Genomic DNA, 25,923 nt, shown 5'->3' with positions numbered 1-25,923 from the left:
CTCATGCCTCCCCTATCCGCTTATCCGCCTCGGCCAGAGCTTTGAACGGTGACAGCCGCCCCACCGACCGTTGGGACGAAGAGTTGCGTGCCACGGCCGTGCCAGAAGCAGGGTCAGCCACGATTAACCAGGGCGACTGCTGAGAGAGAACAGGCCCGTTGCCTCGTCGGCCGGAGCAGCGAGTCACGAGCACGTCGCCCTACCCGCTCTCCTAAAGCGGTGCTCTCCGCCAGGAGAAACCCCGAGAGGCGGCACCCCCGCACAGGGTGTATGGACAACGCTCCAACCAGGGAGAACGACCCTTCGCTCCCCGACCGGGTCACTCTCGGGGCACTTAGGTAAGCCTCACCCGAGAACCGATTCCATCATGTCGGCGGTCTGGTCTTCCTCCGCTTCCCACAGATGGGTGTACACGTTCAGCGTGATCGACGGCTTAGCGTGACCGAGCCTCTTCTGCACCTGCTTCGGCGTCGCCCCGTTCTTGATCAGCACCGAGGCGTAGAAGTGCCGCAGATCGTGAAGCGTCGTCCCCTCCGGGACGCGGACCTTGCTGCCGGTCCTCTCCAAGTAGGCGTTCGCCCTGCGGACGTTACGCGCCCACACTTTCGCCCAGCTCCCCCGCCGGATCGCCCCGCCCGTCTCGCTCGTGTACAGGAGCCGGGCATGACGCCACACCGGCTTACGCGGGTTCGTCCGGTCCTCGATCCACACGGTCTGCGGCGGGAACTCCACACGGTGCCTCGCGATCTCATCGACCACCGACTGCCCCTGAGGCACGCCCCGGTGGCTCTGCTTCGTCTTCGGCTCGCCGAGGTACGGCACCCCCTTGTCCGGGCCTATCATCTGCTGCTTGACCGTGACGAGCCCGGATGGCTCCTCATCTTCCTGCCCGAACAGCTCCCCCTGCCTCAGGCCCGTCGATGCAGCCTGCCTCACCAGGGCGCGGTACCGGCGAGACGCGGTGACGATGAGTGCCTTCACCGCGTCCGGATGGAGCGGGTGGATCTCCGGGTAGAAGACCTCCGGCGGCTTCAGCCCTTCCCACGGGTATTTCGGGATGATGCCTTCCTGGTGGGCCATCTTCAGGATGCTGGTGCAGACGTTCCAGGGCGTCGCGAAGCTCGACGGTGCGATGACTGCCGACCGCTCTTTGATCCACTTCTGGCCGTCCGTCCGCTGGATACGGCCGATCTCCCGGTTTCCGAACGTCGGGTAGATGTGCAGCCGTAGGGCCCGCTCCACGTTCGTCTCGGTCCGCTCGCGGTGTACGGCTGTCTCCTGCCAGCGTTCAGCGACGTCCTTGAACTTCTGCTTGCCGAGCTCCCGGTTCACGAAGGTGCCGCTGTCGAGCTCGGCCTTCACCTTCGCGACGCGGGATTCCGCGGCGGTCTTCTTCTCGAAGCTCTCCTTGCACCCCTTGCCGGATAGATCCCGGTAGCGCACGAGCCAGCGATCCCCGCGACCATGCTCGCCGCTCGCGTACACGACGTTCGTCTTCGTGCTGTGCTCCACACACGGCACCGCGGCCGCCGGCGGCCGGGATAGGTGCCAGCGGTCGTACACCTTCGCCATCACGCCTCCTGAGGCGGTACGGGACGCTCCTCGCCACTCCAGGCGCGCAGTTCGGCAAGAGGCACCTCTGTGTGGAAGATGCGGCTATCTGATCCAGGAAGCGGCACAATGCCGCGCGCCCACGGGCGAACGCGGTGCGCTGGGAGCGCTTCATTGGGCGTCACCTGAAACAGCGCCCTGTCTTCCAGGGGGATCAGCAGATGGACTGGAGCTACGTCCAAGGCCCGCGCCAAGGCAAGCCATTCAGTCACCGAGACGCCCTGCCGGCGGCCAGTCTCCAGTTTCGTGACCGTCCCCCTGTCCCAGGGGACGCCACTGGCCCTCAGCTTGTCCGCCAGTTCCTGAGCGGTCATGCCCTTGCGACTCCGGGCCTCTCGAACGCGACGAGAGATGGCTTCAACCGGGGTAGTCGACTCATGTTCCATGAGAGAACACTATGGGTTCCTTGCGGTACATGGCAACCATGGGGCATCATCGGGCCCATCCGGTCACTCGCGTGACCAAATGTTCATCCATAGAACATCATGCTCCGAAGTGACTCCATCAGGAGGAGAGAATGGCACGGCCCTCTCTGCCGCGTGTGAAAGTCTCCGAGTCCGCAGGCTCCCGCCAGCCCCCCTTGGCCACGGTCCCCGACCTGGCCGAGCACTACGGCGTTCCCCCTAAGACGATCCACTACTGGCACCAGACGCAGACCGGCCCCGGAACCCTGATGTTCCGAGTCGGGAAGTACCTGCGAGCGCGCTGGGACGACATCGACCAGTACGACACCGAGCAGGTGGGTGGAGGTCAGCGCGCAGCATGACCCGGAATGCAGAGAAGGCGCCGGTCATAACGGCGCCTTCTCAGAAGAACCTCGCGGGCGGCGAAGCTGAAGCCATCGTGGCACAGATCCGGCGCCGCCGTGAAGCATCTGCCCGCTGCGAGCCGCTGCCCTGCGGCCACCGAGACCCCCTCGACTGCCTCGCTGCACCGGCCGGGCCCGGCACGTTCGGGCTCACCGACGCCGAGCTCCGCGCCGAAGCCAACCGGCTCATCAACCTCGGCTGGCAGTTCTGGGAAGTTGTCGCCCGGCTCGCCATCACACCGCGCCAGCAGCAGGCGCAGCCGAGCGCCACCAGGAGGGCCGCCGCGTGACCTACGTCGACCTCACACACTTCTGCGTCTACCCGGTGAACGGACGCGCGTGTGACGCCGTCGCGGCCCGTCACGAAGGCGGCCAGCTAGGGCATCCGTTCACCTCTCCCGCCAACGGGTGGACGCCGGGGGCTATGGTCCCGGAAGCGCGTCCCATAAATCCCAGAAACCCGATCGGTGACCACACTGTGGGACCGGTCTCCACTTCTGGGATTTATGGGACGCGAAACCCGGATACAGGCTGGGATGAGCCGATACCGGTGTCGGCGCCGGTGCTGCCATCCTTTCCGTCCGAGTTGCTCGGGGCACTCGGGAAGTTCGTCACGGCCACGGCTGCCTCGTTGCAGACGCCCGAGGACCTAGTGGCGTTCGCGGCTCTCGCGAGCATCTCGACGGCGACTGGCGGGCGCATCCGTGTCCAAGTCAAATCTGACTGGCATGAGTCCACCGCCCTCTACATGGCTGCGCTCGCCGACTCCTCCGAGAAGAAGACGCCCGCGCTCAACGCTGCGGCGGCCCCGATCCGGGAGATCGAGGACGAGCTGATCGAGGAACACCGGCCCGAGGTCGAGGCAACCGCCCAAGAGGTCAGGATCACCACCGCCCGGATGACGAAGGCCGAACAGGCGGCGGTCGGCGACAACGCCGACAAGCGCGCTGCGGCCGAAGCAGACGCCGAGGCTGCCCGTACCCGACTCGCCGAACTCGGCGAGGCCCCCGAGCTGCCCCGGCTCCTCGTCCGCGACATCACCCTCGAAGCACTCGGCAAGCGCATGTACGAGCAGAACGGCCGCATCGGATCGCTCGCCTCCGAGGGCGGTCTCTTCAAGGTCGCGGCGGGCCTATACGGCACCAACGGCAAAGCCAACACCGATCTGCTCCTGGAGGCGTACACAGGCGGCCCGTACACCATCGACCGCACCGGGCGCTCCTCGTCCCGCATGGCGTCCACGTTCCTCGCACTCGGGCTTGTCGTCCAGCCCGGCATCGTTGCCGGGTTGGAGAAACAGAACCCCGAGTTCCGGCAGTCTGGTCTCCTCGGCCGCTTCCTGTACGCCCGCCCCGCGCCGACCGCCGAGGACACCTTCGACTCCCCGGCCGTCCCCCTGGCTCTCGTCGAGGACTACCGGAGCCGCATCCGCGCGCTCGTGACGCAACTGTGGGACAGCCCCGCCACCTACACCATGACCCTCTCGGCAGGCGCCCGTCAGACGTTCGCCGACTACTACAACGCCTTCGCCAGACGAAGGAAGCCCGGTGGCGACCTGTACGACCTCGCGGATTGGGCGGGGAAGCTACGCGGCCAGCTCATCCGCATCGCCGCATGCCTCACGCTCTTCGAGGACCCCCGGGCCCGAGAGATCAGCACTGAGCGCATGAACGACGTGCTTGGCATGGCGCCGTACTTCATCGCCCACGCCCGCGCCGTCTTCGACCTGATGGGGCGCAACCGAGAAGGCAAGCTCAAGCCGTTGCGCGATGTCCTCGGCTGGCTCTCCGCCCGCAGGGACGCGGGGGCCGACTTCTCCGCCCGCGACGCGTGGCAAGCCCTCAAGGGTCGTGAGTGGGCTGAGGACATGGACGCGATGAACGACACGCTCCTTCAGCTCGAAGAACACGGCTGGATCGCCCTCATCCCTCCGCCTGACACGCAGGGGCGGCGAGGGCGTAAGCCCTCCCCCAGGTTTGCCGTGCACCCCTGGATCGCCAACCCGAAGGAGACATCGTGATCTCCCAACTTGCGTCCCACAAATCCCAGAACTCCCACGTCGACCAGCAGGTGGAGGCCCGGATAGCCGCAGCCCGCAACAAGACGCAGCAACAGCGGGAACAGCGTGCGGCGTTCGCCGAGCGCCGCACAGCCGGCCTGGAGACCCGCAAGCGCACCAAGCTCCGCCGCCGCTGCACCGTCTGCGACCGGCCCCTCGGAAAAGGCCGCGGCCGGCCCTGCATCCGCGACTGCGGCATGTGGCTCTGCCGGGCACCACACCAGCCGCCCTGCAACGACGTCCACGGCGGCCAGTGCCCCAACCGGCCCACCGAGGAGACATCGTGAGCGACACCGGCCTCATGGCCTGCGGCGCCATCATCCACGCCCTGCGCGGCAACACCGACGCCCTCCACCTCATCCTCGACAGCCTCACCCCCGACGAACTCCGCACCGTCACCTTCCACGGCATGAGCGGCCTCGCCGAAGCAGTCCGGGCCGTCGACGCAACCCACACCGCCGAACAGATCGCCCTCGGCATCCAAACCCACGCGTACCAGCAGAAAGGCAACACCCCATGAGCACCGCAGACGACGTCCGTAACCAGCTCAACGCCAAGGCCGAACGCATCAACAGCCAGCGCAACCTGGCCCCACACATCAAGCAGACGATGATCGCCCGCGCCTACCTCGACGCCCACCGGCAACTCGGCGAACTCAAGGACGCCGAGACCCGCTCTGTACAGCGGCAGCGACAGCAGTTGGAACGCAAGCTGTTCGGCAGCAACGGCATCAGCCTCGACCCGCAAGCCGCGGTCAGCCGGCGTGACGCGGCCGACCGGGCAGCCCGTGTCGAGAGCGCCGACGAGGCACTGCGCATGATGCAGCGGGCTGACCGCGACGGCGACACCACGCTGGCGAAGGCCATCGCGTCGCGGGCCGCCGACTACAGCGGCGATCCGGTGTGGGCCAGGGTCGTGCACGCCTACGTCGCCGACCGTCCCTCGGACGCTGACACACTGGCCGAGATGCAGCAGCTGCCCAACACCGAGGACGGAGTGTGGCGGTTGCAGCAGGCCATGCGGTACGGGGTGCTGCCGCCGGCCGGGGTCGAGGGCATGGACCACTACCAGCTGGAGGCAGCGGCCTCACGACCGCTCGATGGCGATCAGCCGAGCAACGCAGCCTGACAGGACATCTGATCTTCGGCGTCAAAGGCACTCGATGATCGCTGGCATGACGGCCGTCGAGACCCATGGTGCGGAGCCGGCTACCTCACGAGCCGCACCAGCGCCGAAGGCCCGCGCCAGAGGGAAGCCGAGGGTGGGGGGTGCCACCCCCGCCCCCGGTTCTCCCGGATCGGGGCCGTATAGCACCTGACTGCCGCTGACCCCTGAAACGATCCCATGCACCCCGCTGACCTGCGGGTTTATCCGATCCCCTGACAGGCTGTCAGGACGTTAGGAGGTACCCACCATGACCCATCTCAGCGTCGCCGCAGGTCAAGCGGCTGTAGCCGTAACGCCCGTGCCGGGCGGCCTGGACGAGTCCGGCACCCGGCTGTGGGAGTCGGTGGCCGATCCGTTCGACCTGGACGTGCACGAGCAGCTGCTGCTGCTGCAGGCGTGCCGTACCGCGGACCTGCTGGACCGGTTGTCGGCCGCAGCCGGCCGCGGCCGGCTGACCGTGACGAACGCGAAGGGCGAGGAGGTGACCAACCCGGTGATCACGGAGCACCGGCAGCAGTCCCTGGTGCTAGCCCGGCTGCTCGCCTCCCTGCGGATGCCGTCCGGCGAGGAGGACGAGCGTCCCCAGCGTCGCGGCGCTGCTCGCGGCTCCTACGGTGTGCGGCCGGCCTCGTGAGGCGCCGTAGGCCGAATCCGGAGACGGCGGGCTATCCGCCGCCGCTGGACGTCTTCGACCCCGCGGACTGGTGGGTGAGCGACCTTGAGGACCCCTTGGAAGTCGGGTACGCCCGTATCCGCTGGCAGGTGGCCCGCAGGGCGTACACCGAGGGCCGTGATTGGGAGGCCCACCTGCAGCCGCCCGCCTGGGTGGACACGCAACACAACTGATCTTCGCTAGACCCTTTCAGAGGCCCGCGCCACGGACTGCCAGAGAGGGGCAGCCATGGCTATCAATGTGGGCTCCGTCGAGGTCGACGTCGTCCCCAACACGCAGGGCATCTACAACAACCTGCGCGACGCCCTCGTGCCCGCAGCGACACGCGCCGGTGAGGACGCGGGCAAGGCCGCGGGCCGCGCGTTCGGCCCTGCGATGCAGGGCGCCGTCAGCAACGCGACGGCGGTGCGGATCGGCGAGCGCCTGGGCGCGCAGATCGGCCGGCAGATCGCTTCCCAGGTGGCCACGTCCTTGCGGGACGGCGTCACGTTGGGCGGTCAGCAGTCCCGGGCGCCGGCGACTCGTCAGGGTGACGCGACTGGTTCCGCGTTCGTCCGGAGTTTCAAGGCGCGCCTGGAGGCGGCGCTGGCGAACCTGCCGGACGTCCGTCTGAACGCGAACTCCACGGACGCCGAGCGGGAGTTGGCGAACCTGCGGGCGCAGATGGAGTCCTTGCGGGACGTCCGGATCGGTATCGACATCTCGTCGGCGGAGGCGGCGGCCATCATCGACCGCTTGCAGGAGCGTCTGCACCAGCTGTCGACAGAGAGCCCGGACGTCTCGGTGCGTGTGGACGCGGGCGCGGCCTCAGCTCAGTTGGCGGCGTTCCAGGCCGAGGTGAACCGGCTGGATGGCCAGACGGCCGACGTGGACGTGGACACGCATGCGGCGACGTCGAGTCTGAACGTGATGACGGCTGCGGCGGTGGCGTTCGGTCCCGCGCTGATCCCGGTCTTGCCGGTGGTGGCGGCTGGTCTCGGCGCGATCGCGGCTGCTGCTGTCGCTGCTGGTGCCGGGATCGGTGGTATCGCGCTGGTCGCGGTGCCTGCGTTCAAGCAGATCAGTACCGTGTTGCAGGCGCAGAAGGCGGCTCAGGATGCTGCGGCGTCGGCGACAGCGAATGGTGGTCAGGCGGCGGCTCAGGCGTCGTCTCGTGCGCTTCAGTTGGCGTCGGCGCAGCAGGCTGTGGCGACGGCGGAGCGCAATGGTGCCCGTCAGATCGCGCAGGCGGAGCAGCAGGTGTCGCAGGCCCGGCAGAGCGCGGCTCAGACGGCGCAGCAGGCTGCCCTGCAAAACCAGCAGGCGGCCCGCGCGGTCGCATCGGCTGAGAAGGATCTCACGGACGCGCAGACGGCTGCGGTGCAGGCTCAGAAGAACCTGACGGCGGCGCGGCAGCAGGCCGTGCAGGAACTTCAGGATCTCAACAACCAGCTCACCGATTCGACGTTGGCGCAGAAGCAGGCCGAGTTCGATCTCGCGGACGCGAAGAAGCAGCGGGACGCGGTGTTCGCGAACACGGCGTCGACCGACGATCAGAGGGCTCGCGCACAGCTCGCCTACGACCAGGCCGTGCAGGCGCTGAAGGAGCAGCAGCTCCAGACCCAGCGACTGAAGACGCAGACCGACGCCGCGAACAAGGCCGGGGTCAAGGGCAGCCAGACCTACAAGAACGCCCAGGACCAGCTGACGCAGGCCCAGCAGGCCGTCGCGGACAAGACGCAGGCCCTGAAGGATGCGCAGGACGCGCAGGCCCGCACCGCCACGCAGAACGCGCAGCAGATCGCGCAGGCGCAGCAGCGGATCGCCGACGCACAGAGCAATGTGGCGAACGCCCAGCAGCAGGCCGCCGACCAGGCGGCGTCGGCGCAACGCCAGTTGCAGCAGGCGCAGTTGTCAGCGGCGGGTGGAGCGGATGCGGCGGCTACGGCGCAGGCGAAGTACAAGGCGGAGCTGGCGAAACTGACACCGAGCGCGCGGACGACGTACAACGCGTTCATCGGCCTGCGGACCGCGTTCTCGTCATGGTCGCGGAGCTTGCAGCCCGCTGTCATGCCGATCTTCACGAGGGCGCTCAACGGGCTGAAGGCCGCCCTGCCGGGGCTGACCCCGTTCGTCCTTAATGCAGCCGATGCGATCACGGACTTGCAGGACCGGGCTTCGAGGCAGATCAAGACGCCGTTCTGGCAGGGGTTCAAGAAGGATTTGCAGGGCTCGGTGAAGCCTGCGATCAAGGGCTTGGGGATCGCCTTCGGGAACGTCCTCAAAGGTATGGCCGGGATCGTTGACGGCTTCCTGCCGCACATGAACGGCATCTCATCTACGCTGCAGCGGATCACCGGAAGGTTCGCCAAGTGGGGTGCCGGCCTGAAGGGGTCGCCGCAATTCCAGAACTTCCTCAGCTACGCCGCGGACAAGGGCCCGTTGGTGGCGGCGACCCTGGGGAAGATCGTGGGTGCGATCATCAACATCGGGAAGGCATTGGCCCCTGTCTCCGGTCCCTTGCTCAAGATGATCGGCGGTCTGGCGCAGGGAATCGGCTGGCTCGCGGTCCACGTTCCGGGGCTCATCCCGATGGTCTATGGCCTGTACGTCGCGACGAAGCTGTGGATAGCCGCCCAGCTGCTGCTGAATGGGGTCATGGCAGCCTTCCAACTGATCAGCGAGGCTGGTCCGTGGGGTTGGATCGTTCTCGGCATCGCCGCGGTGGTCATCGCGGTCACGGTTCTGTGGACGAAGTGCGCCTGGTTCCGGGATGCCATCAAGGGCACGTGGGAACTGATCAAGGTGGCTGCCCAGGTTCTGATCACCTGGTTCAAGGGTCCGTTTGTTGACTTCTTCACGAAGACGATTCCGGCCGCTTTCCGTGTGGTGATCGACTGGGTGAAGAAGAACTGGCCGTGGATCCTCGGCGCCCTGACCGGGCCTATCGGATTGGCCGTCGTCTACATCATCAAGCATTGGGGGCAGATCAAGTCCGGCTTCTCCGATGTCTGGGACTGGCTGAAGAAGTGGGTCTTCTACCCGATCCGGGACTTCTTCACGAAGACGATCCCGGGCTGGGGTGTCACCCTGACGAACAAGATCGTAGGGTCGTTCGAGGCCGCGCAGGCCGGGATCAAGACCGCCTGGGACAAAATCAAGGACATCGCGAAAACACCCGTCAAGTATGTGGTCGACGTGGTGTACAACAACGGCATCCGCAAGGTGTGGAACCTCGTCACCGACGCGTTCGGTGGCAAGCACCTCGGCGTCATGAAGTTTGCCACCGGCGGCATCATGCCCGGGTACACGCCCGGCCGGGACGTCCACCTCGTGCCGTCCACAGCAGGCCCTGTCGCTCTCTCCGGCGGCGAGGCCATCATGCGGCCGGAGTGGACCCGCGCGGTCGGCCCTGGCTACGTGAACGCCATGAACGCCGCGGCCCGCGCCGGCGGAGTGTCCGGGGTGCGGAATCAGCTCGGGTTCGCGGGCGGTGGCATCTTCGACGGTATCGGCAACGTGCTGAGCAGCGGCTGGGACAAGGTGAAGAAGGGCGCATCCTGGCTGAAGGACACGTTCGGGAGCGCCATCCAGGCGGGCGTGAAGAGCGTCGTCACCCCGCTCATCAACAAGATCCCCGGCGGGAACATCGGTGTCGTCGGCCTGCTGAAGGACCTGATGAAGGGCGCCGTGACCAAGCTGGTCGGCGCCGGGAAGAAGGGTGACGATGCCGCGGCGCCGAACGTGAAGTACAGCCCCACCAAGGGTGTTGAGCAGTGGCGTGGTGTGGTCCAGCAGGCGTTGCGGCAGGTGGGGCAGCCGCAGTCCTACGCCAACATCACGCTGCGCCGCATGCAGCAGGAGTCCGGCGGCAACCCGACGGTCGTCAACAAGTGGGACTCCAACTGGAAAGCGGGCCACCCGTCGGTCGGGCTGATGCAGGTGATCCGAGGTACCTTCCGGTCCTTCGCAGGGAAGTACCGGAACACCGGCCCGTTCTTGTACGGGGTGTCGGTCAACCCGCTCGCGAACGTGTACTCCTCGATGAAGTACGCGCTCGGCGCCTACGGCAGCCTGCCCGCGGCGTACAACCGGGCTGGCGGCTACGACTCGGGCGGCTGGATGCCTCCGGGGATGAACCTGATGTACAACGGGTTGGGTCAGCCGGAGGCGGTGTTGACGCCGTCGCAGTGGTCTGCGATTCAGGGTGCGGCCGTGCGCGGCAGCGACGGTCCCACCTATGTGGGGCTCCAGTCGGGCGACCAGATGCAGCTGGTGGTGGACGATCAGTCGTTCACCGCCTACGTCGACGGCCGCGCCCACGGCCAGGTCGCCAGCAACAACCGGCAGCTCATGACGGCGCTCGGCGCTCGGCCCAGGTGATAGGAGAGGCCCGGCCGGCTATCTCATCCGGCCGGGCCTCACTTGCGGCCTCCCCACGAGGGGGTCGGCGAGGCCGCGGTCTGGGGGTTAGGGCCAGCGCCCGTCAGGTGTGGTCTGCTGACGGGCTCGGTCGCAGGGCTCGGCATGGATCTCAATGTCGGCGCCCGCGGCAGTGGCGCCTGGGTTGACGATTGTCTCGGCCTTCTCGCTGGGCTCGATCAGCTTGTTGCAGCGGGCGCAGATCATCGGCTCGCGGTCCTTTCAACCAGGCAGTGGGCGTGGCCGTAGCCAAGGTGGGAATGGGCGGAGCCCTCGACGAGGACGGGCATCGCGGCCTCGGCCGCCTCCACGGTGCGTCCGCACTGCGCGCAGGACAGGGGCTCCTTGCCCGCGGGCACGATCGTGAGTTCGTGCTGGACGCGGCGGCCGCGGCCGACGTGGCAGGTGCGCCGTTGCTGGCAGGGCGTGCAGCCGAGCACGTGCTGCTGCCAGTCGTACCAGGTGACGAGCCACAGGAGTTGGGCCAGGTAGCAGTCGGGGCAGCCGCGGTGATCGGGGTATTCAAGGCCGACAGCGTCGGGCCCGACTGGACTCCCGCACCAGACGCAGGCCGTGCCGGCGTGCTGCGTCTCGGAGAGGCTCGGGGGCACGTGGTAGTAGGCGATGAGGTAGTGCAGGCGCTGCGACTCCTCGGGGATCAGGGTCATTGGCGGCGTAGCTCCAGGGCGAGGGCGCGGAGACCGCGCTGGATGTCACAGAGGGTCTCGTCGTCCACGCACTGCTCGCAGGTCGCCCAGTGCGTCTTGTAGGCGGCCAGCACTTGGTCCAGCGTGCAGGGGGCGCAGCCGCGGGGGAACCAGCGGCCGGCGACGCCGAGGATCGGCGGCTCGGACCGCGGCCCGAGGTCGAGGGCGGTGGCTCCCGACAGTCGCGTGTCGCACCAGACGCAGGTGGCGCCCCGGACCTGCGGCGGCAGGAGCAGCGCCGGGTCCGGTAGCACCAGGCCGGCGAGCAAGACGCTTGGTGGACTGCTCACGGTGTCACTCGTCACGAGGTCTCCACTTCACTGTGGTAGCCACCAGGTCCGAAGGCAGCGGCGAGCAGCGTCGGGTCTGTGAGTCGCCCGGAGCCATCCGGGCGTTCCAGCCAGCCACGGCCGCCGACGGAGTACAGGACCGGCGGGCACTTGAGGGCCCAGCCCGCTGGGCGAACGAGCAGCTGCCGCATGTCGTCCAGCTCGTCGCTGAGGCTTGGCGCCACGAGCCACCAGGCGCGGTTAGCTTCCACATCAACGAGGACCGGGCCAAGGCGTGGGGAGCCGATGCGCTTCATCGCATGAACGGATGGGAGAAGAGCCGCTTCGACTACTCGCCACTGGGTTCCAGTGGGCATGGGGAACAGCTGCTCCTGCTCCCATGCACGCCGGGCGGCGGTGGGGTGCGGCGTGCAGGACAGGAGCCAGTCCTGCCCTGCTTGCCGAAGCCTGCTGACGGAGGCTTTTGATGCCATGCCGTGACCGTAGGTAGGGCGGGAACGGCCCTGTGCGCCGATTGCGCCGGATTGCGCGTCTGCCTGCCGAGTTGGGGCGGGTTGCTCAACTGAGGTCGAGCGACGCCCTTGCACGGCCGATCAGACGGCGCGCCTGCTGCCCTTGTACGGCGGACTCGCCGAGCCTGTCCCATACCCTTCCGTACAGGGCGAGGTCGTCCGTGGATTCCAGCGTGAACTCGGTGTTGATGGTCTCGACGACCACCCGATGTTCATCGAAGATCCAAAAGCCGTGCTTCGGGGAGAGCTTGAGCCGAGCGCCGAACGGCACGATGCCGATCTCGATCTGCGGCAGGCCAATCAGTCCGATAAGCCGGTCGAGTTGGCCGGCCATCACCTCAGTGGGCCCGACTAGGGCGTGCAGCGCGCCCTCCCAGATGAGGACGCGGAACAGCTTGTCACTCTCGTACAGCACCTCTTGGCGGCGCATGCGGGCGTTCACGGCCTCGTCAGTATCGCGGGGCGACTGTCTCAGCTCGGCGTTCATGATGAGCAGATGACGGGCGTAGCCGGGCGTCTGGAACAGCCCAGGGACGACAGTGGCCTCATAGCCGCGGACGGTGGTAGTGCGCCGGTACTCGGCCACGTATCGGTCTTGCACAGCGCGGTGACCGGTGGCGAGTTGACGGCGCCAGGAGCGCTGCTGGGACTCCAGACCGCGCAGCCGGCTGTGCAGGTCCGCCACCTCACCGGGAACGCCCAAGGCGGTCGCCCACGCTTCAAGGTCGGCGGCTGTGGCGGTCTGCTTGCCGTTCTCCAGCCGTGACACCTTGGAGCGCTGCCAGCCCAGCCGCTCGGCGAGGTCTTTGCCCTGCAAGCCAGCCTCGGTGCGCAGCTCGCGTAGCCGCACACCGAGCGCCTCACGGCCGGACTGGTAGTCGGTGCTCACGTGGCAGACGGTACCTGGGCCTGGAACTGCCTGGTAGGGACTGCGAAGTGCCATGCCGCATCACGGACTTGACACGCCTGGACGATGGTCTCGCTGTCTTCGTGCACGGTTACCCCGAGGGTCACGCCGTCGCCGTCGATGGCGAACCGGACGACCGTGCGCGAGTCGAACAGCCAGAAGTCGTACTCCGGCAGCCCGAGTCCCTCCGCGTCCGTCCGGAACAGGTTGCGGATGTCCTCGCCAGCGGCCACGTTGCCGAGCCCCGTGGCGAGGAGGAACCGCTGCCCATCGGTGGGCGGACTGTCGACCAGGCGCACACGTTCGATCCGCTTTCCGGCCTTGGTCTGCTCGCGGACGTTGGCCTGCCAGGGACTGGCCGGGTCATAGCCGAACGTCTCGCCGCTCTGGAAGCGCGCCCAGTTCGGACTCACGCGGTCGGTGGCGTACCCGCGCTGGGTCTCCAGCCGCCAGGCCGTGTGCTCGAACTCGCTGAACAGGTGAGTGATCTCATCGAAGGGGATCAGGTCGGGCACGCGGTCTACTCCTTGTCTCGGGGCGCGAAGCGGGTGAGCAGTTCGCGTGGGATGCGGACGAACGACTCGCTGTCGAGGACATCGCGGAGCTGGGCGATGTCGCTGGGGTCGGTGACGGTGTAGCCCTGCACGACGATGTCGCCGGTGTCGAGGTCCTCGTACAGGGTGGGGCAGTTACCGTCCTCCGACGTGGTGCCGATGAACCTGAGCTGCATGATGCTCTCCGTTCTGGCCGTTGGTTGGTCCAGCATGCTGTGCGTTGCGGCGAGGCGCCGGGTGATTGCGCGGGATTGCATGAGTGTTCAGGGCTGTGTCCAGTTGCTGGCAACGTGGCCAGCCTGGTGCGTCCGACCGTCCGTATGACGCAGCGTCTGGGCGGTCGGACGATCGGCTACGGCGTCGGACCGGCGGTCGGACGCTCCCGGTACGGCGTCGGAACAGTGGTCTGCACCGACCCCCGCACAGGCTTCTGACCCGCGTCATACGCCTCGATGAAGTACCGGGTGATCGTCGGACGGACCCCGTCCGGACAACGCCCGGTCTCCCACGCTGCACGGTAGGTCCCGGCCACGATCGCCGCGGCGGTACGCACAGCATCGGACACGGTCATACCGGTGCGGAGCAGCGTTTCCAGATCGGCGTACAGTCGCGCGTCGACCTTCACCGAGGCGGACTTGCCGATCGCGGGCGGAGTCTTCATCGGCCCTCACCGCCAAGAACCCGGGCGAGCCGGTCGGCCAGGTCGCGCAGCCGGTCGGCGTACCCGTCAAGGACAGCGGCCAGGGAGTACAGCTGGACCGGATCAAGGGTCTTGCCCAGCGGGTCCACCGAGACGCCCGCGGTCTGGCCGCCCAGCAAGGATCGGTCGACAGCCGCAAAGGGGGACTGCACGATCTCGGCGCAGAACAGAGGCACACCGAGGAACGCGCACTCGACCGTCGGCCCGGCGTGGATCAGATCAGCCCGCAGGGACTCGGGGTCGTGGTGGGCGTGACCGGCACACCAGGAGGGTTCGGGCAGGGTGATGTCCCCGTGGTCGCTGGTGGGCAACATGACCATGCGCGGCTGCTCGGCGCTCACCGGCGGACCCCCTTACGGATGACGCCGGTGACACCGGCCTCGGTGATACGGACGTCGATACGGCCGCTGATGACCCCGGCGGCGATGAGACGCCGGCCGGGCACGGCCCGCGCCGGGCGGGCCGTCTCGGTCTGGTTCGTCACCAGGCACCACCCTGCTGGAGGCGCTCGGTGATGGCGCGAATCCGGCGGTCATCGGCCTCACGGTCGGCCGCCGCGATCTCCGGGTCACCGTCGAAATCAGCGGCGGCGATCACCTCGGCCGAGTCGACAACGGCCTCGAACTCGGCGGCGAAGCCACGGATCGCGGTCAACGCCTCACGAGCCTCAGCGACCGTCAGGGTGCCGGTAGTGGTGCCGAGGTGAAGCCACACGCTGGTGTGGCGGCCGTATGCCTGGGACCGCTCGTTACTCACGACGATCTGCGCGCCGAGAAGGGGGAGCGCCTGGTTCTCGGCGGCGCTGTGGTTGTCGTCGATGCTGCGGTGCTCGGTCTCGATCGGCGCGGTGGAGTGCCAGCCGGGTTCCCCGTCGGCGCCGGCGTGGTCGAGCTGGCACTCGGGGTTGCAGCCGTAGCGGGTGATCCAGGCGGGGCCGCGCTGGGCCGCGGTGAGCGGCTGCTGCTGCTGCCAGGCCCGTATACGGCGGATGGCGCCCGCGGCGATCTGCGCGGCGAGCTCGGGCGTGTACTGGTCGGGCAGCGCCTTCTTCATGGCCACGTCTACCGCCTCGGGCAGGGCGGCGATGACCTTGCTGACGTCGAAGGTCTCGGCCTGGACGGGGGCGGGCTTGCTGGTGAGTTGTTCGCGCTCGGCGGCCGTGGGCTGCGGGGGGATGCCGGACAGAGCGGCAACGTGCTGGCTGATGACAGACTGAGCCATAGCGGTTCTCCTGTACGTGCAGGTGATCCGTCAGGCCCTATCTCCGTGTTAGCGCACGCAGGTAGGGCCGTTGACGTTCCGGGAAACCCCCGGTGTCATGACACCCACCGTAGGCCCTGGTGTCATGACACCGCAAGGGCTAGTCTCGGGGCATGCCAAACGTAGAGAAGACCCCACGGCAGACCGTCAGGGTCGAGAAGGAGCTTTGGGACAAGGCTGGCGCCACCGTGGGGACGCGGCAGCGAGGCCAGTACATCCGGGACTTCCTGCGGTGGCTCACCGGAGAGACCGACGACATGCCTAAGCGGCCGAACACGGACCATGCAAGCGGCGACGGAAAGTAACGTGCCCCCGGTCGGGGCACCGGGGGCACAACGGGGGCACAGTTCAACGGGGCATGACCGGGCACAGTCAGGGGTGACCGGTTCCATTTCCGCAGGTCAAGGCCGCAGTTGACACAACTGGGCAGATCATGCGCCGAGAGGCGGCACCCCCGCACAGGGTGCCGCCTCTTTCGTGCGCCGGGGCCGTCGTCGATCGGGTGAGGGTCGGGGACCGACGACGGGCCCGGGGTTCGGGGGCCGGTAGGGGTCAGCGGTGGTCGCTGCCCGTGGACTGGGTTGCCGCGCGGCCCGCTTCGAGGCGGGCGACCGGGATGCGGAACGGGGAGCAGGAGACGTAGTCCAGGCCGACCTCGTGGAAGAAGTGGACCGACTCCGGGTCGCCGCCGTGCTCGCCGCAGACGCCGAGCTTGAGGTCGGGGCGAGTGCGGCGGCCGGCCTCCGCGGCCAGCTTCACCAGGGAGCCCACGCCGTCCTTGTCGATCGTCTCGAAGGGGGAGACTCCGAAGATGCCCTTCTCCAGGTAGGCCGTGAAGAAGGATGCCTCCACGTCGTCCCGGCTGAAGCCCCAGACCGTCTGCGTGAGGTCGTTCGTGCCGAAGGAGAAGAACTCCGCCGCCTCCGCGATCTGACCGGCGGTCAGCGCGGCGCGCGGCAGTTCGATCATCGTGCCGATCGCCAGCTTCAGCTCGGTGCCCGTCGCCGCCTGCACCTCCGCGATGACCCTGTCGGCCTCCTCGCGGACGATCTCCAGCTCCTGGACGGTGCCGACGAGCGGGATCATCACCTCGGCGCGCGGGTCGCCCTTCGCCGCCTTGCGCTCCGCGGCCGCCTCGGCGATCGCGCGGACCTGCATCGCGAACAGACCGGGGATGACCAGACCGAGGCGGACGCCGCGCAGGCCCAGCATGGGGTTCTGCTCGTGCAGCCGGTGCACGGCCTGGAGCAGGCGCAGGTCGTTCTCGTGCGGCTCCTGCCGGGACTCGGCGAGGGCCACGCGGACCGACAGCTCCGTGATGTCGGGCAGGAACTCGTGCAGCGGCGGGTCGAGGAGGCGGATGGTGACGGGCAGGCCGTCCATCGCCTCGAAGAGCTCGACGAAGTCCTTCTTCTGGAGCGGGAGCAGCTCGGTGAGGGCCGCTTCGCGCTCCTCGCCCGTGTCCGCGAGGATCAGCTTCTCGACCATCTCGCGGCGCTCGCCGAGGAACATGTGCTCGGTGCGGCACAGGCCGATGCCCTGGGCGCCGAAGCGGCGGGCGCGCAGCGCGTCCTCGGCGTTGTCCGCGTTGGCGCGCACCCGCAGCCGGCGCTTGCGGTCGGCGAAGGCCATCATCCGGTGCACGGCCTCGACCAGTTCGTCCGCGTCGTCCGCGCCCGGGTGCATCCGGCCCTCGAAGTACTCCACGACCGGGGAGGGGACCACCGGGACCTCGCCCAGGTAGACCTTGCCGGTGGAGCCGTCGATGGAGATGACGTCGCCCTCCTCGACCACATGGCCGCCGGGGACCGTCATACGGCGCCGCTTGGTGTCGACCTCCAGCTCCTCCGCGCCGCAGACACAGGTCTTGCCCATGCCGCGCGCAACCACGGCCGCGTGGGAGGTCTTGCCGCCGCGCGAGGTCAGAATGCCCTCGGCCGCGATCATGCCGTCGAGGTCGTCGGGGTTGGTCTCCCGGCGGACCAGGATGACCTTCTCACCCGAGCGCGACCACTTGACGGCCGTGTACGAGTCGAAGACCGCCTTGCCGACCGCCGCGCCCGGGGAGGCCGCGATACCGCGCCCGACCTGCTCGACCTTCGCCTGCTCGTCGAAGCGCGGGAACATCAGCTGGGCCAGCTGGGCGCCGGTGACGCGCTGGAGCGCCTCGGTCTCGTCGATCAGGCCCTGGTCGACCAGCTGGGTGGCGATGCGGAACGCGGCGCCCGCGGTGCGCTTGCCGACCCGGGTCTGGAGCATCCACAGCTGACCGCGCTCGATCGTGAACTCGATGTCGCAGAGGTCCTTGTAGTGGTTCTCCAGCGTCTCCATGATCTGCATCAGCTGGTCGTACGACTTCTTGTCGATCCGCTCCAGCTCCGCCAGCGGGACGGTGTTGCGGATGCCCGCCACCACGTCCTCGCCCTGGGCGTTCTGGAGGTAGTCGCCGTAGACGCCCTGGTGGCCGGAGGCGGGGTCGCGGGTGAAGGCGACGCCGGTGCCGGAGTCGGGGCCGAGGTTGCCGAAGACCATCGAGCAGATGTTGACGGCCGTGCCCAGGTCGTGCGGGATGCGCTCCTGGCGGCGGTAGAGCTTGGCGCGGTCGCCGTTCCAGGACTCGAAGACGGCCTTGATGGCGAGGTCCATCTGCTCCCGCGGGTCCTGCGGGAAGTCCCGGCCGGCCTCCTTCTTGACGATCTTCTTGAAGGCGGTGACCAGCTTCTTGAGGTCGGCGGCCTCCAGGTCGGTGTCGACCTTGACCTTCTTGGCGTCCTTGGCCTTCTCCAGGGCCTCCTCGAAGAGGTCGCCCTCGACGCCGAGGACGGTCTTGCCGAACATCTGGATGAGGCGGCGGTAGGAGTCCCACGCGAAGCGCTCGTCGCCGGCCTGCTTGGCCAGGCCCTGGACCGACTTGTCCGACAGGCCGATGTTCAAGACCGTGTCCATCATGCCGGGCATGGAGAACTTGGCGCCCGAGCGCACCGACACCAGCAGCGGGTCGTCCGCCTGGCCGAGCTTCTTGCCCATGCGGGCCTCAAGGGCGTCGAGGTGCGCACTCACCTCGTCACGCAGTGCCGCCGGCTCCTCGCCGTTCTCCAGGTAGCCCTTGCAGGCCTCCGTGGTGATGGTGAAACCGGGAGGAACCGGAAGACCCAGGTTGGTCATCTCGGCGAGGTTCGCGCCCTTGCCGCCGAGGAGGTCTTTGAGGTCCTTGTTTCCCTCGGTGAAGTCGTAAACGAACTTCGCTACGTGGGGTGCTTTGTTTTCCGACACGGGACTCGACTCCTTGAGGCCACGGTGGCTGCCCTGATGGCCAGGAACATACCCAGATCGAAGGCACATGGGTACGTCCACTTGCGGGTCATGTGCATGTAACCACCCGTCCGCCAGCGGATCGAAAGTCAAAGCTTGGCAAGGCGACACGCGACCATTCGTTCACTTCTTGAAGGCAAACCCATCGAATGAGTGGGTTTATCGCTCACATGAGCGTCACATGCCACGCCTGAGTTCGATCGATGAATGATCAAAGGGTGGCACCCAGTGCCACCCTTTGGAGAAGTGCAGCCACCTCCCAAACGCTCATATGAGCGCAACCCTTATCAGGGGTGGCGAGAATCACGCTGTCACAGAGCCCGTGATTTCACCATCCGGACCCGTCCCGGACCCGTCCGGACCCCGCTCCGGCGCACCGTCACACCCCCAGCGCCCGCAGCCGCTCCTCCACCCGCTCCGGCGCATACAGGTGTTCCACCACCAACGCCCCCGCTCCGATGAGCGCGGCCCGCTCCCCCAGCCGGGAGGTGACCACGTCCAGGTGCGCCGTGGAGCGCGGCAGCGCCCGCTGATAGAGCAGCTCCCGTACGCCGGTGAGGAAGGGTGTTCCGGCCAGATCTCCGGCGATCATCAGCACGCCCGGATTGAGCAGCGTGACGACGGTGGCCAGGACGTCCCCGACCCGGCGCCCCGCCTCCCGGGCCAGCGCCGCCGCCTCCGGGTGCCCCGCTGCCAGCAGGTCCCGTACGTCCGAGCCGGAGGCGGCCGGCACCCCGGAGGCCGCAAGGCGCCGGGCCACCGCGCCACCGCTGGCGACGGCGGCGAGACAGCCGTACGAACCGCACCGGCACAGCGCGTCCGCGCCCACCCTTATGTGCCCGATGTCGCCCGCGCCGCCGTCGATCCCCCGGTATATGGAGCCGTCGACCACGACGCCCGCGCCTATGCCGGTGGACACCTTGACCAGGACGAAGGCCGCGCAGTCCGGGTGCCCGGCGCGCTGTTCGCCGTACGCCATGAGATTGGCGTCGTTGTCCACCAGGACCGGCACCGGCGGCGCCCCGGTGTGTTCGGTGAGGGCGCGGGAGAGGCGGCCCGTTATGTCGTAGCCGTCCCAGCCGGGCATCATCGGGGGCTGCACCACCCGGCCGGTCGCGCTGTCCACCGGGCCCGGGACCGCGAGCCCGATGCCGCACACCTCTCCCGGCCGCTGTCCGGCCTTCTCCAGCAACTCGCCGAACCAGCGCCCGAGTTCGGCGAGCACCGGGTCCGGGCCCTCCTCGATCACCAGGGTGCCGGAGTGCTCGGCCAGGATCTCGCCGGTCAGGGAGAGCACGGCGGCGCGCGCATGCCGGGTGTCGAGGTCGGCGACGAGGACGACCGCGTGGTCGCCGTCGAACTCCAGGGTGATGGAGGGGCGTCCGCCGAGCGGCGAGTCGACCGGCCCGCCGGCGCCCTCGCGCAGCCAGCCGGCCCGGAACAGCCGGTCCAGGCGCTGGCCGACGGTGGCCCGGGACAGCCCGGTCGCCTGCTGGAGCGCGCCCCTGGTCACCGCCCGTCCGCTGCGCACCAGTTCGAGCAGATCCCCGGCGCCTGCCTGACTGCCGCTCCTGGAGTTCATCCCGTTCCTCCCCGGACGTCCGATCATGCGCACCCCCTTGTGTTTCCCAAGCGTGCATTACATAGTGGGTTTTGCGTGTTAAATAGACGTAACTCTACGGCGGCCGATGCCGAACCTCGTCGGCCGTGCGTCCGGACGTCGTCGTCTTGGGGGAGCTCCGAGTGGACCGCACCGCCCAACTCACCGCCCACGCACTGTCGTACGCGCCTCCGGACGCCCTGCCGGTACGGGCCGCGCGGGTGCTCGACGCCAACTGGACGGGCGCCTCGACGGTCCCCTCCCGGAGTCTGTATCCGCACCAGTGGTCCTGGGACTCGGCGTTCATCGCGATCGGGCTGCGGCATCTGTCGCCGCTGCGCGCCCAGACCGAGCTGGAGACGCTGCTGGCCGCGCAGTGGACGGACGGGCGTGTGCCGCACATCGTCTTCAACCCCTCCGTCCCCCTCGACGCCTACTTCCCCGGCCCCGACTTCTGGCGCTCCACCACCGCCGGACGCGCGGCGGGCGCCCCGCGCACCGTACAGACGTCCGGCATCGTGCAGCCACCGGTGCACGCGCTGGCGGCCTGGCTGGTGCACCGCGCCGACCCCGGACTCTCGCACGCCCGGGGTTTCCTGGCCCGGGTCTACCCGAGGCTGGCGGCCTGGCACCGCTATCTGCTGCGGCGCCGGGACCTGGGCGGCGGCGGTCTGGTGTCCGTCGTACACCCCTGGGAGCAGGGGATGGACAACAGCCCCTGCTGGGACGCGCCGCTCGCGCGGATCGACCCGGCGCCGGCCCGCTCCTTCCGCCGGGCCGACCTGGACCACGGCGCGCCGGAGGACCGGCCGACGGATCTGGACTACGGGCGGTATGTACGGCTGGCCGTCGAGTACCGGGATCACCGATACGAGGACGGCCACGGGGAGTTCGCGGTGGAGGACCCGTCCTTCAACGCGCTGCTGATCGCCTCCGAGCACGCCCTCGCCCATATCGCGGCCGAGTTGGGCGCCGGTTCGGCCGCCCGGCACGCGCGGGCCGAGCGGCTGACGTCGGCGCTGGTGGAGCGGCTGTGGAGCGCGGAGTCCGGGATGTTCCTGTGCCGGGACGTGAGCGGCGGCGAACTGATCCCCGAACGCGGGGTGTCCGGCCTGATCCCGCTCCTTCTGCCCACACTCCCCGGCGAGTTGGTCACCGCGCTGGTGCGCACCCTGACCGGCCCGCACTTCGGGCTCGGCGGCGCGACCCGGCTCGTACCCAGTTACGACCTGCTCGGCGAGGCGTTCGATCCGCACCGCTACTGGCGGGGTCCGGCCTGGTTCAACACCAGTTGGCTGGTGGAGCGGGGGCTGCGGCTGCACGGCGAGCGGGCGCCGGCCGAGGCGCTCGCGGCGGCCCTGCCGGCGCTGGCCGAGGCGTCCGGATTCGCCGAGTACGTCGATCCGTTCACGGGCGAGGCGTGCGGCGCGAGGGGCTTCGGCTGGACCGCGGCGCTCGCGCTCGATCTGCACCAGAGGCTTCTCGACCGGCCCGGCTGACGGGCCACTTCCGCGCACGGAGGGCGTCTCAGGCGGCTAAAGGGCGTCTCAAGCGACCTGCATGAAGAGCTCAAACGCCCGTCGCGAGGCGTGTCCAAGGCGGGCACCGGCACGTTCGATGAGGAGTGACGAGGGAAGGGACCGGGGATGACCGACCGGCATCATCTGCTCGTGCACGGCGCGACGTTCGCCGCCGTGGGCGATCGGGGCGACATCAGCGGGGTCCGGGGCGGCGGCTCCCCGGACGGGTTGTTCGTGCGCGACGCCCGGCATCTCAGCCGCTGGCAGCTCACCGCGGACGGCGCGGTGCCCGAGGTGCTCACACCGGTCGCGGACGGCGGCACCGCGCGCTGTGTCCTCGTACCGCGCGGGGCGCGTCCGGAGCCGCCCGCACACACGCTCTTCCGTGAACAGGCGGTCGGGGACAGCTCGTTCGTGGAGACGGTCCGGGTGACGAGCAATCGCCCGGTGCCGACGACGATCCGGCTGGCGATCACCGCGGACGCGGACTTCGCCGACCAGTTCGAGCTGCGCCCCGATCACCGTACGTACGTCAAGGCGGGTGCCCTGCGCTCGCGGATCGTGCTGGACGACGGGATCGAGTTCGCCTACCGGCGCGCGGAATGGCGTTCGTGTACGACGATCACGGCCGATCCGGCGCCGGAGGCGGTGGAGGAGACGGGTACGGGCGCCCGCCGGCTGGTGTGGACGCTGGAACTGCCCCCGGGCGGCACCCGGGAACTGGTCCTGCGGGTGATGGCCCGGCCGCACGGCGACCGGCGGGCGCTGCGGGTGCCCCGGGACCCGTCCGCCATGGCGGCCCAACTCGCGGCCTCCGAGGCCGAGTTCGTGGAGGGCGTGGCCTTCCCGACCGGCTGGCCGGAGCTGGCGGCGGCCTGTGCGCGGGGGCTCACGGATCTGGCGGCGCTCCAGATCCCGGCGACGGGTCCGGACGGCGAGGAGCTGCGGGTGCCGGCCGGTGGGGCGCCCTGGTATCTGACACTGCTCGCCCGGGACGCGCTGCTCACCTCCCTGTTCGCGCTTCCCTACCGGCCCCGCCCGGCCGCCGCGACGCTCCTCGCGCTGGCCGCGACCCAGGCGGGCGGGTCCGGGGGCGCGCGGGGCGCGGAGCCGGGGAAGATCGTGCACGAGGTACGGCACGGGGAGCTGGCGCACTTCGGGCAGGTGCCGTACGCGCGGTACTACGGCTCGGTCGACGCGACCCCGCTCTTCCTCGTGCTGCTCGGGGCGTACACCGAGCAGACCGGTGATCTGGCGCCGGCCCGCCGCCTTGAGGGGCACGCGCGGGCCGCGGTCGGCTGGATGCTGGACCACGGCGGGCTGACCTCGCGCGGCTATCTCGTCTACCGCGCCGACGAGGGCGGTCTGGCCAACCAGAACTGGAAGGACTCGCCCGGCGCGATCTGCCGTGCCGACGGTACGCGGCCGAGCGGGCCGGTGATGGCGGCGGGCGCGCAGGGCTATGCGTACGACGCGCTGCGGCGGACGGCGTGGGTGGCGCGGGCGGTGTGGGCCGACGAGACGTACGCGGCGCTGCTGGAGCAGGCGGCGGCCGATCTGCGCGACCGCTTCCAGCGGGACTTCTGGATGCGGGAGGCGTCCTTCCCGGCGCTGGCCCTGGACGGCGAGGGCCGCAGGATCGACGCGCTGGCCTCCGACGCGGGGCATCTGCTGTGGACCGGTCTGCTGGACAAGGAGTACGGCGAGGTGGTGGGGCGGCGGCTGCTGGAGCCCGACTTCTTCTCCGGCTGGGGCGTGCGCACGCTGGCCGCCGGCCAGGGGGCCTACCATCCCCTCTCCCCGCACCGCGGTTCCGTCTGGCCCCATGACAACGCGCTGATCGCCCTGGGCCTGGCCCGCTACGGCCTGCACGACGAGGCCCGAGCGGTGGCGCACGCGCTGGTCGACGCGGCGTCCCTCGCCCCCGCCCACCGCCTTCCTGAGGTCCTGGCCGGCTACCCCCGCACCACCCACCCCGAACCGGTCCCCTACCCCCACGCCTGCACCCGCGAATCCCGCTCCGCGGCGGCCCCGCTGGCGCTGCTGACGGCGGTGGGGGGAGCGTAGAGGGGCATCGAGGAGGTGCCGGGCACCGCGCGGGGCACCGGGGTTCGAAGCGTCATCAGGCCCCGCATGAGTACCCTGCCGATGCCCGGCGCCGGATACCCTGAGGGCGCACCCTGGAGGACACCATGAGCACTCAGGCCGACCACGGGCACGAGCTGATCCCCCGTCCCGAGCCGACTCCCGACGCCCTCCGTGCCGCGCTCGCCGTCGTCGCGCCCGGCCGTCTGACCGAGATGCAGGCCGGCAAGGACGAGGCCTTCGCCAAGGCGGTCCAGTGGCAGTCCCTCAGCCCCGTGCAGAGCTGGGTCCTGCTGTGGGCCCGGGACATCGAGATCGCCCGCCGCCCCGACCTCTCCACCCGCTACGCCCACGCCCGGGCCGACCTGGAACACAAGGACCCACTCATCGCGGAGTCGGCCCTGCGCGATCTCGGAGCGGTGCTGGACGAGGCCATGAACGTCTGAACCGAGCTCCCGGAGCCGGACCCGCGCCTCCGGCCGACTGCTTCGCGGCCGGTCCAGCAGCCAGGCCCTCCAGCTGGGGTCCGGTGATGGGCCGCTGAATCTGCTCAGCTCTCCAGCCGACGGTTTCGGGTGGCGAGTGGGCGAGGCGAGTGGGCGGGGACGGTTCAGCCGCCCGACGTGTCCAGTTCCGCGTCTTCCGTCACGCCCGCGCAGTCGTACGGGTCCTTCAGCCAGCCGTCCGGGAGGACGACCCGGTTGTTGCCGGAGGTGCGGCCGCGGGGGCCGTCGGCGCCGGTGGGCCAGGGCTGGGAGAGGTCCAGTTCGTCCAGGCCCGCGCGCAGTTCGGCCAGGGAGGAGGTGATCGCGAGGCGCTTGCGCATCTCGGAGCCGACCGCGAAGCCCTTCAGGTACCAGGCGACATGCTTGCGGAAGTCGATCACGCCCTTGGACTCGTCGCCGAGCCACTCGCCGAGCAGCCGGGCATGCCGGACCATCACGTCGGCGACCTCCCGCAGCGCGGGCCGGTGGAAGTCGTCGCGGCCCTCGAACGCGGCCACGAGATCCGCGAAGAGCCAGGGGCGGCCCAGGCAGCCGCGGCCCACGACCACACCGTCGCACCCGGTCTCCCGGACCATCCGCAGCGCGTCCTGCGCCGACCAGATGTCCCCGTTGCCGAGCACCGGGATCTCCGGCACGTGCTCCTTCAGCCGCGCGATCGCGGACCAGTCGGCGGTGCCGCCGTAGTGCTGCGCCGCCGTACGGCCGTGCAGCGCGATCGCCGTGACGCCCTCCTCGACGGCGATCCGCCCGGCGTCGAGGTAGGTGATGTGGTCGTCGTCGATGCCCTTGCGCATCTTCATCGTCACCGGCAGGTCGCCCGCCCCGGACACCGCCTCGCGCAGGATCGCCCGCAGCAGGTTCCGCTTGTACGGCAGCGCCGAGCCGCCGCCCTTGCGGGTCACCTTGGGGACCGGGCAGCCGAAGTTCAGGTCGATGTGATCGGCCAGGCCCTCCTCCGCGATCATGCGGACGGCCTTTCCGACGGTCGCGGGGTCGACGCCGTACAGCTGGATCGACCGCGGTGTCTCGCTCGCGTCGAACCTGATCAGCTGCATGGTCTTCTCATTGCGCTCGACCAGTGCCCGGGTCGTGATCATCTCGCTGACGTACAGCCCCTTGCCCCCGCTGAACTCACGGCACAGCGTGCGGAAGGGCGCGTTCGTGATCCCCGCCATGGGTGCGAGCACGACGGGAGGGGTCACGGTGTGCGGGCCGATGGAGAGCGGGTGGGTCATCAGACGGCTCCGGGAC

26 protein-coding genes are annotated in these 25,923 nt (G+C 69.2%); 12 read left to right on the top strand and 14 right to left on the bottom strand.

The window, feature by feature from the left end; genetic code table 11:
• Positions 1 to 345: 345 nt before the first annotated feature.
• Together AB0N90_RS12900 and AB0N90_RS12895 are read right to left on the bottom strand one after the other, a co-directional pair.
• Positions 346 to 1,572 (bottom strand): tyrosine-type recombinase/integrase, encoded by a 1,227-nt coding sequence (locus tag AB0N90_RS12900; protein ID WP_365195628.1) that lies wholly within the window; start codon positions 1,570 to 1,572, stop codon positions 346 to 348.
• A complete protein-coding gene (locus AB0N90_RS12895; RefSeq protein WP_365195625.1) occupies positions 1,572 to 1,997 on the bottom strand; it encodes a helix-turn-helix transcriptional regulator in 426 nt (141 codons plus the stop codon). Before AB0N90_RS12895 ends, AB0N90_RS12900 begins: the two co-directional genes overlap by 1 nt.
• Positions 1,998 to 2,128: 131 nt before the next feature.
• Between AB0N90_RS12895 and AB0N90_RS12890 the strand changes: the two genes are divergently transcribed.
• The 9 genes from AB0N90_RS12890 to AB0N90_RS12850 all read left to right on the top strand — a co-directional run bounded on the left by AB0N90_RS12890 (position 2,129) and on the right by AB0N90_RS12850 (position 10,680).
• Entirely contained in the window at positions 2,129 to 2,377 is a 249-nt protein-coding gene (locus AB0N90_RS12890) for a hypothetical protein (protein WP_365195622.1), read from the top strand.
• Positions 2,374 to 2,709, top strand: a complete 336-nt coding sequence (locus tag AB0N90_RS12885; RefSeq protein WP_365195619.1) for a hypothetical protein — start codon at positions 2,374 to 2,376, stop codon at positions 2,707 to 2,709. The genes AB0N90_RS12890 and AB0N90_RS12885 overlap by 4 nt, the downstream gene beginning before the upstream one ends.
• Positions 2,706 to 4,439 carry a YfjI family protein gene (locus AB0N90_RS12880; protein WP_365195616.1) on the top strand — a complete coding sequence of 578 codons (1,734 nt, stop codon included), beginning with the start codon at positions 2,706 to 2,708 and terminating at the stop codon, positions 4,437 to 4,439. The genes AB0N90_RS12885 and AB0N90_RS12880 overlap by 4 nt, the downstream gene beginning before the upstream one ends.
• Positions 4,436 to 4,765 (top strand): hypothetical protein, encoded by a 330-nt coding sequence (locus AB0N90_RS12875; protein WP_365195614.1) that lies wholly within the window; start codon positions 4,436 to 4,438, stop codon positions 4,763 to 4,765. Before AB0N90_RS12880 ends, AB0N90_RS12875 begins: the two co-directional genes overlap by 4 nt.
• Entirely contained in the window at positions 4,762 to 4,998 is a 237-nt protein-coding gene (locus AB0N90_RS12870) for a hypothetical protein (protein WP_365195611.1), read from the top strand. Before AB0N90_RS12875 ends, AB0N90_RS12870 begins: the two co-directional genes overlap by 4 nt.
• A complete protein-coding gene (locus AB0N90_RS12865) occupies positions 4,995 to 5,606 on the top strand; it encodes a hypothetical protein (RefSeq protein ID WP_365195609.1) in 612 nt (203 codons plus the stop codon). The genes AB0N90_RS12870 and AB0N90_RS12865 overlap by 4 nt, the downstream gene beginning before the upstream one ends.
• A 286-nt stretch (positions 5,607 to 5,892) precedes the next feature.
• The gene (locus AB0N90_RS12860) at positions 5,893 to 6,279 is read left to right on the top strand and encodes a hypothetical protein (protein ID WP_365195606.1); all 387 of its coding nucleotides are present in this window, start codon (positions 5,893 to 5,895) and stop codon (positions 6,277 to 6,279) included.
• Positions 6,276 to 6,491, top strand: coding sequence for a hypothetical protein (locus AB0N90_RS12855; protein ID WP_365195604.1), 216 nt, complete (start codon positions 6,276 to 6,278; stop codon positions 6,489 to 6,491). The genes AB0N90_RS12860 and AB0N90_RS12855 overlap by 4 nt, the downstream gene beginning before the upstream one ends.
• Before the next feature lie 55 nt (positions 6,492 to 6,546).
• Complete coding sequence (locus AB0N90_RS12850) at positions 6,547 to 10,680, top strand: hypothetical protein (RefSeq protein ID WP_365195601.1); 4,134 nt, start codon at positions 6,547 to 6,549, stop codon at positions 10,678 to 10,680.
• Positions 10,681 to 10,922: 242 nt separating this feature from the next.
• Here AB0N90_RS12850 and AB0N90_RS12845 read toward each other — a convergent pair whose 3' ends face one another.
• From AB0N90_RS12845 to AB0N90_RS12795, 11 genes are all read right to left on the bottom strand, one after another.
• Positions 10,923 to 11,387 (bottom strand): hypothetical protein, encoded by a 465-nt coding sequence (locus AB0N90_RS12845; protein WP_365195599.1) that lies wholly within the window; start codon positions 11,385 to 11,387, stop codon positions 10,923 to 10,925.
• Positions 11,384 to 11,716, bottom strand: coding sequence for a hypothetical protein (locus tag AB0N90_RS12840; RefSeq protein ID WP_365195596.1), 333 nt, complete (start codon positions 11,714 to 11,716; stop codon positions 11,384 to 11,386). Before AB0N90_RS12840 ends, AB0N90_RS12845 begins: the two co-directional genes overlap by 4 nt.
• Before the next feature lie 558 nt (positions 11,717 to 12,274).
• Positions 12,275 to 13,117: a helix-turn-helix transcriptional regulator gene (locus tag AB0N90_RS12835; RefSeq protein WP_365195593.1), complete on the bottom strand. Its 843-nt coding sequence runs from the start codon at positions 13,115 to 13,117 to the stop codon at positions 12,275 to 12,277.
• The gene (locus tag AB0N90_RS12830; protein ID WP_365195590.1) at positions 13,114 to 13,650 is read right to left on the bottom strand and encodes a DUF6879 family protein; all 537 of its coding nucleotides are present in this window, start codon (positions 13,648 to 13,650) and stop codon (positions 13,114 to 13,116) included. The genes AB0N90_RS12835 and AB0N90_RS12830 overlap by 4 nt, the downstream gene beginning before the upstream one ends.
• A 5-nt stretch (positions 13,651 to 13,655) precedes the next feature.
• Positions 13,656 to 13,865, bottom strand: a complete 210-nt coding sequence (locus tag AB0N90_RS12825) for a hypothetical protein (protein WP_365195588.1) — start codon at positions 13,863 to 13,865, stop codon at positions 13,656 to 13,658.
• 176 nt (positions 13,866 to 14,041) lie between these two features.
• Positions 14,042 to 14,350: a hypothetical protein gene (locus tag AB0N90_RS12820; RefSeq protein ID WP_365195585.1), complete on the bottom strand. Its 309-nt coding sequence runs from the start codon at positions 14,348 to 14,350 to the stop codon at positions 14,042 to 14,044.
• On the bottom strand, positions 14,347 to 14,730 hold the full coding sequence (locus AB0N90_RS12815) for a hypothetical protein (RefSeq protein ID WP_365195583.1): 384 nt from the start codon (positions 14,728 to 14,730) through the stop codon (positions 14,347 to 14,349). Before AB0N90_RS12815 ends, AB0N90_RS12820 begins: the two co-directional genes overlap by 4 nt.
• The gene (locus AB0N90_RS12810) at positions 14,727 to 14,873 is read right to left on the bottom strand and encodes a hypothetical protein (RefSeq protein ID WP_365195580.1); all 147 of its coding nucleotides are present in this window, start codon (positions 14,871 to 14,873) and stop codon (positions 14,727 to 14,729) included. Before AB0N90_RS12810 ends, AB0N90_RS12815 begins: the two co-directional genes overlap by 4 nt.
• Positions 14,870 to 15,610 carry a hypothetical protein gene (locus tag AB0N90_RS12805; protein WP_365195577.1) on the bottom strand — a complete coding sequence of 247 codons (741 nt, stop codon included), beginning with the start codon at positions 15,608 to 15,610 and terminating at the stop codon, positions 14,870 to 14,872. Before AB0N90_RS12805 ends, AB0N90_RS12810 begins: the two co-directional genes overlap by 4 nt.
• A gap of 591 nt (positions 15,611 to 16,201) precedes the next feature.
• Positions 16,202 to 18,922, bottom strand: coding sequence for a pyruvate, phosphate dikinase (gene ppdK, locus AB0N90_RS12800; RefSeq protein ID WP_361667878.1), 2,721 nt, complete (start codon positions 18,920 to 18,922; stop codon positions 16,202 to 16,204).
• Positions 18,923 to 19,340: 418 nt separating this feature from the next.
• Positions 19,341 to 20,570, bottom strand: coding sequence for an ROK family protein (locus tag AB0N90_RS12795; RefSeq protein WP_365195574.1), 1,230 nt, complete (start codon positions 20,568 to 20,570; stop codon positions 19,341 to 19,343).
• Positions 20,571 to 20,704: 134 nt separating this feature from the next.
• Here AB0N90_RS12795 and AB0N90_RS12790 point away from each other — a divergent pair, with 134 nt between their 5' ends.
• The 3 genes from AB0N90_RS12790 (at position 20,705) to AB0N90_RS12780 (ending at position 24,612) form a co-directional block, all read left to right on the top strand.
• Positions 20,705 to 22,060: a hypothetical protein gene (locus AB0N90_RS12790; protein WP_365195571.1), complete on the top strand. Its 1,356-nt coding sequence runs from the start codon at positions 20,705 to 20,707 to the stop codon at positions 22,058 to 22,060.
• Positions 22,061 to 22,207: 147 nt separating this feature from the next.
• The gene (locus tag AB0N90_RS12785; protein WP_365195568.1) at positions 22,208 to 24,148 is read left to right on the top strand and encodes a glycogen debranching N-terminal domain-containing protein; all 1,941 of its coding nucleotides are present in this window, start codon (positions 22,208 to 22,210) and stop codon (positions 24,146 to 24,148) included.
• Positions 24,149 to 24,273: 125 nt separating this feature from the next.
• Entirely contained in the window at positions 24,274 to 24,612 is a 339-nt protein-coding gene (locus AB0N90_RS12780; RefSeq protein ID WP_365195566.1) for a hypothetical protein, read from the top strand.
• 164 nt (positions 24,613 to 24,776) lie between these two features.
• Here AB0N90_RS12780 and dusB read toward each other — a convergent pair whose 3' ends face one another.
• A complete protein-coding gene (gene dusB / locus AB0N90_RS12775; RefSeq protein ID WP_358670614.1) occupies positions 24,777 to 25,907 on the bottom strand; it encodes a tRNA dihydrouridine synthase DusB in 1,131 nt (376 codons plus the stop codon).
• Between the last annotated feature and the right edge of the window lie 16 nt (positions 25,908 to 25,923).

It is taken from the genome of Streptomyces sp. NPDC093018, assembly GCF_040684035.1.
GTDB classification, from domain to species: domain Bacteria; phylum Actinomycetota; class Actinomycetes; order Streptomycetales; family Streptomycetaceae; genus Streptomyces; species Streptomyces murinus.
Note: the sequence above shows the minus strand (reverse complement) of the source record. Positions and strands in the feature narration are given on the sequence as shown.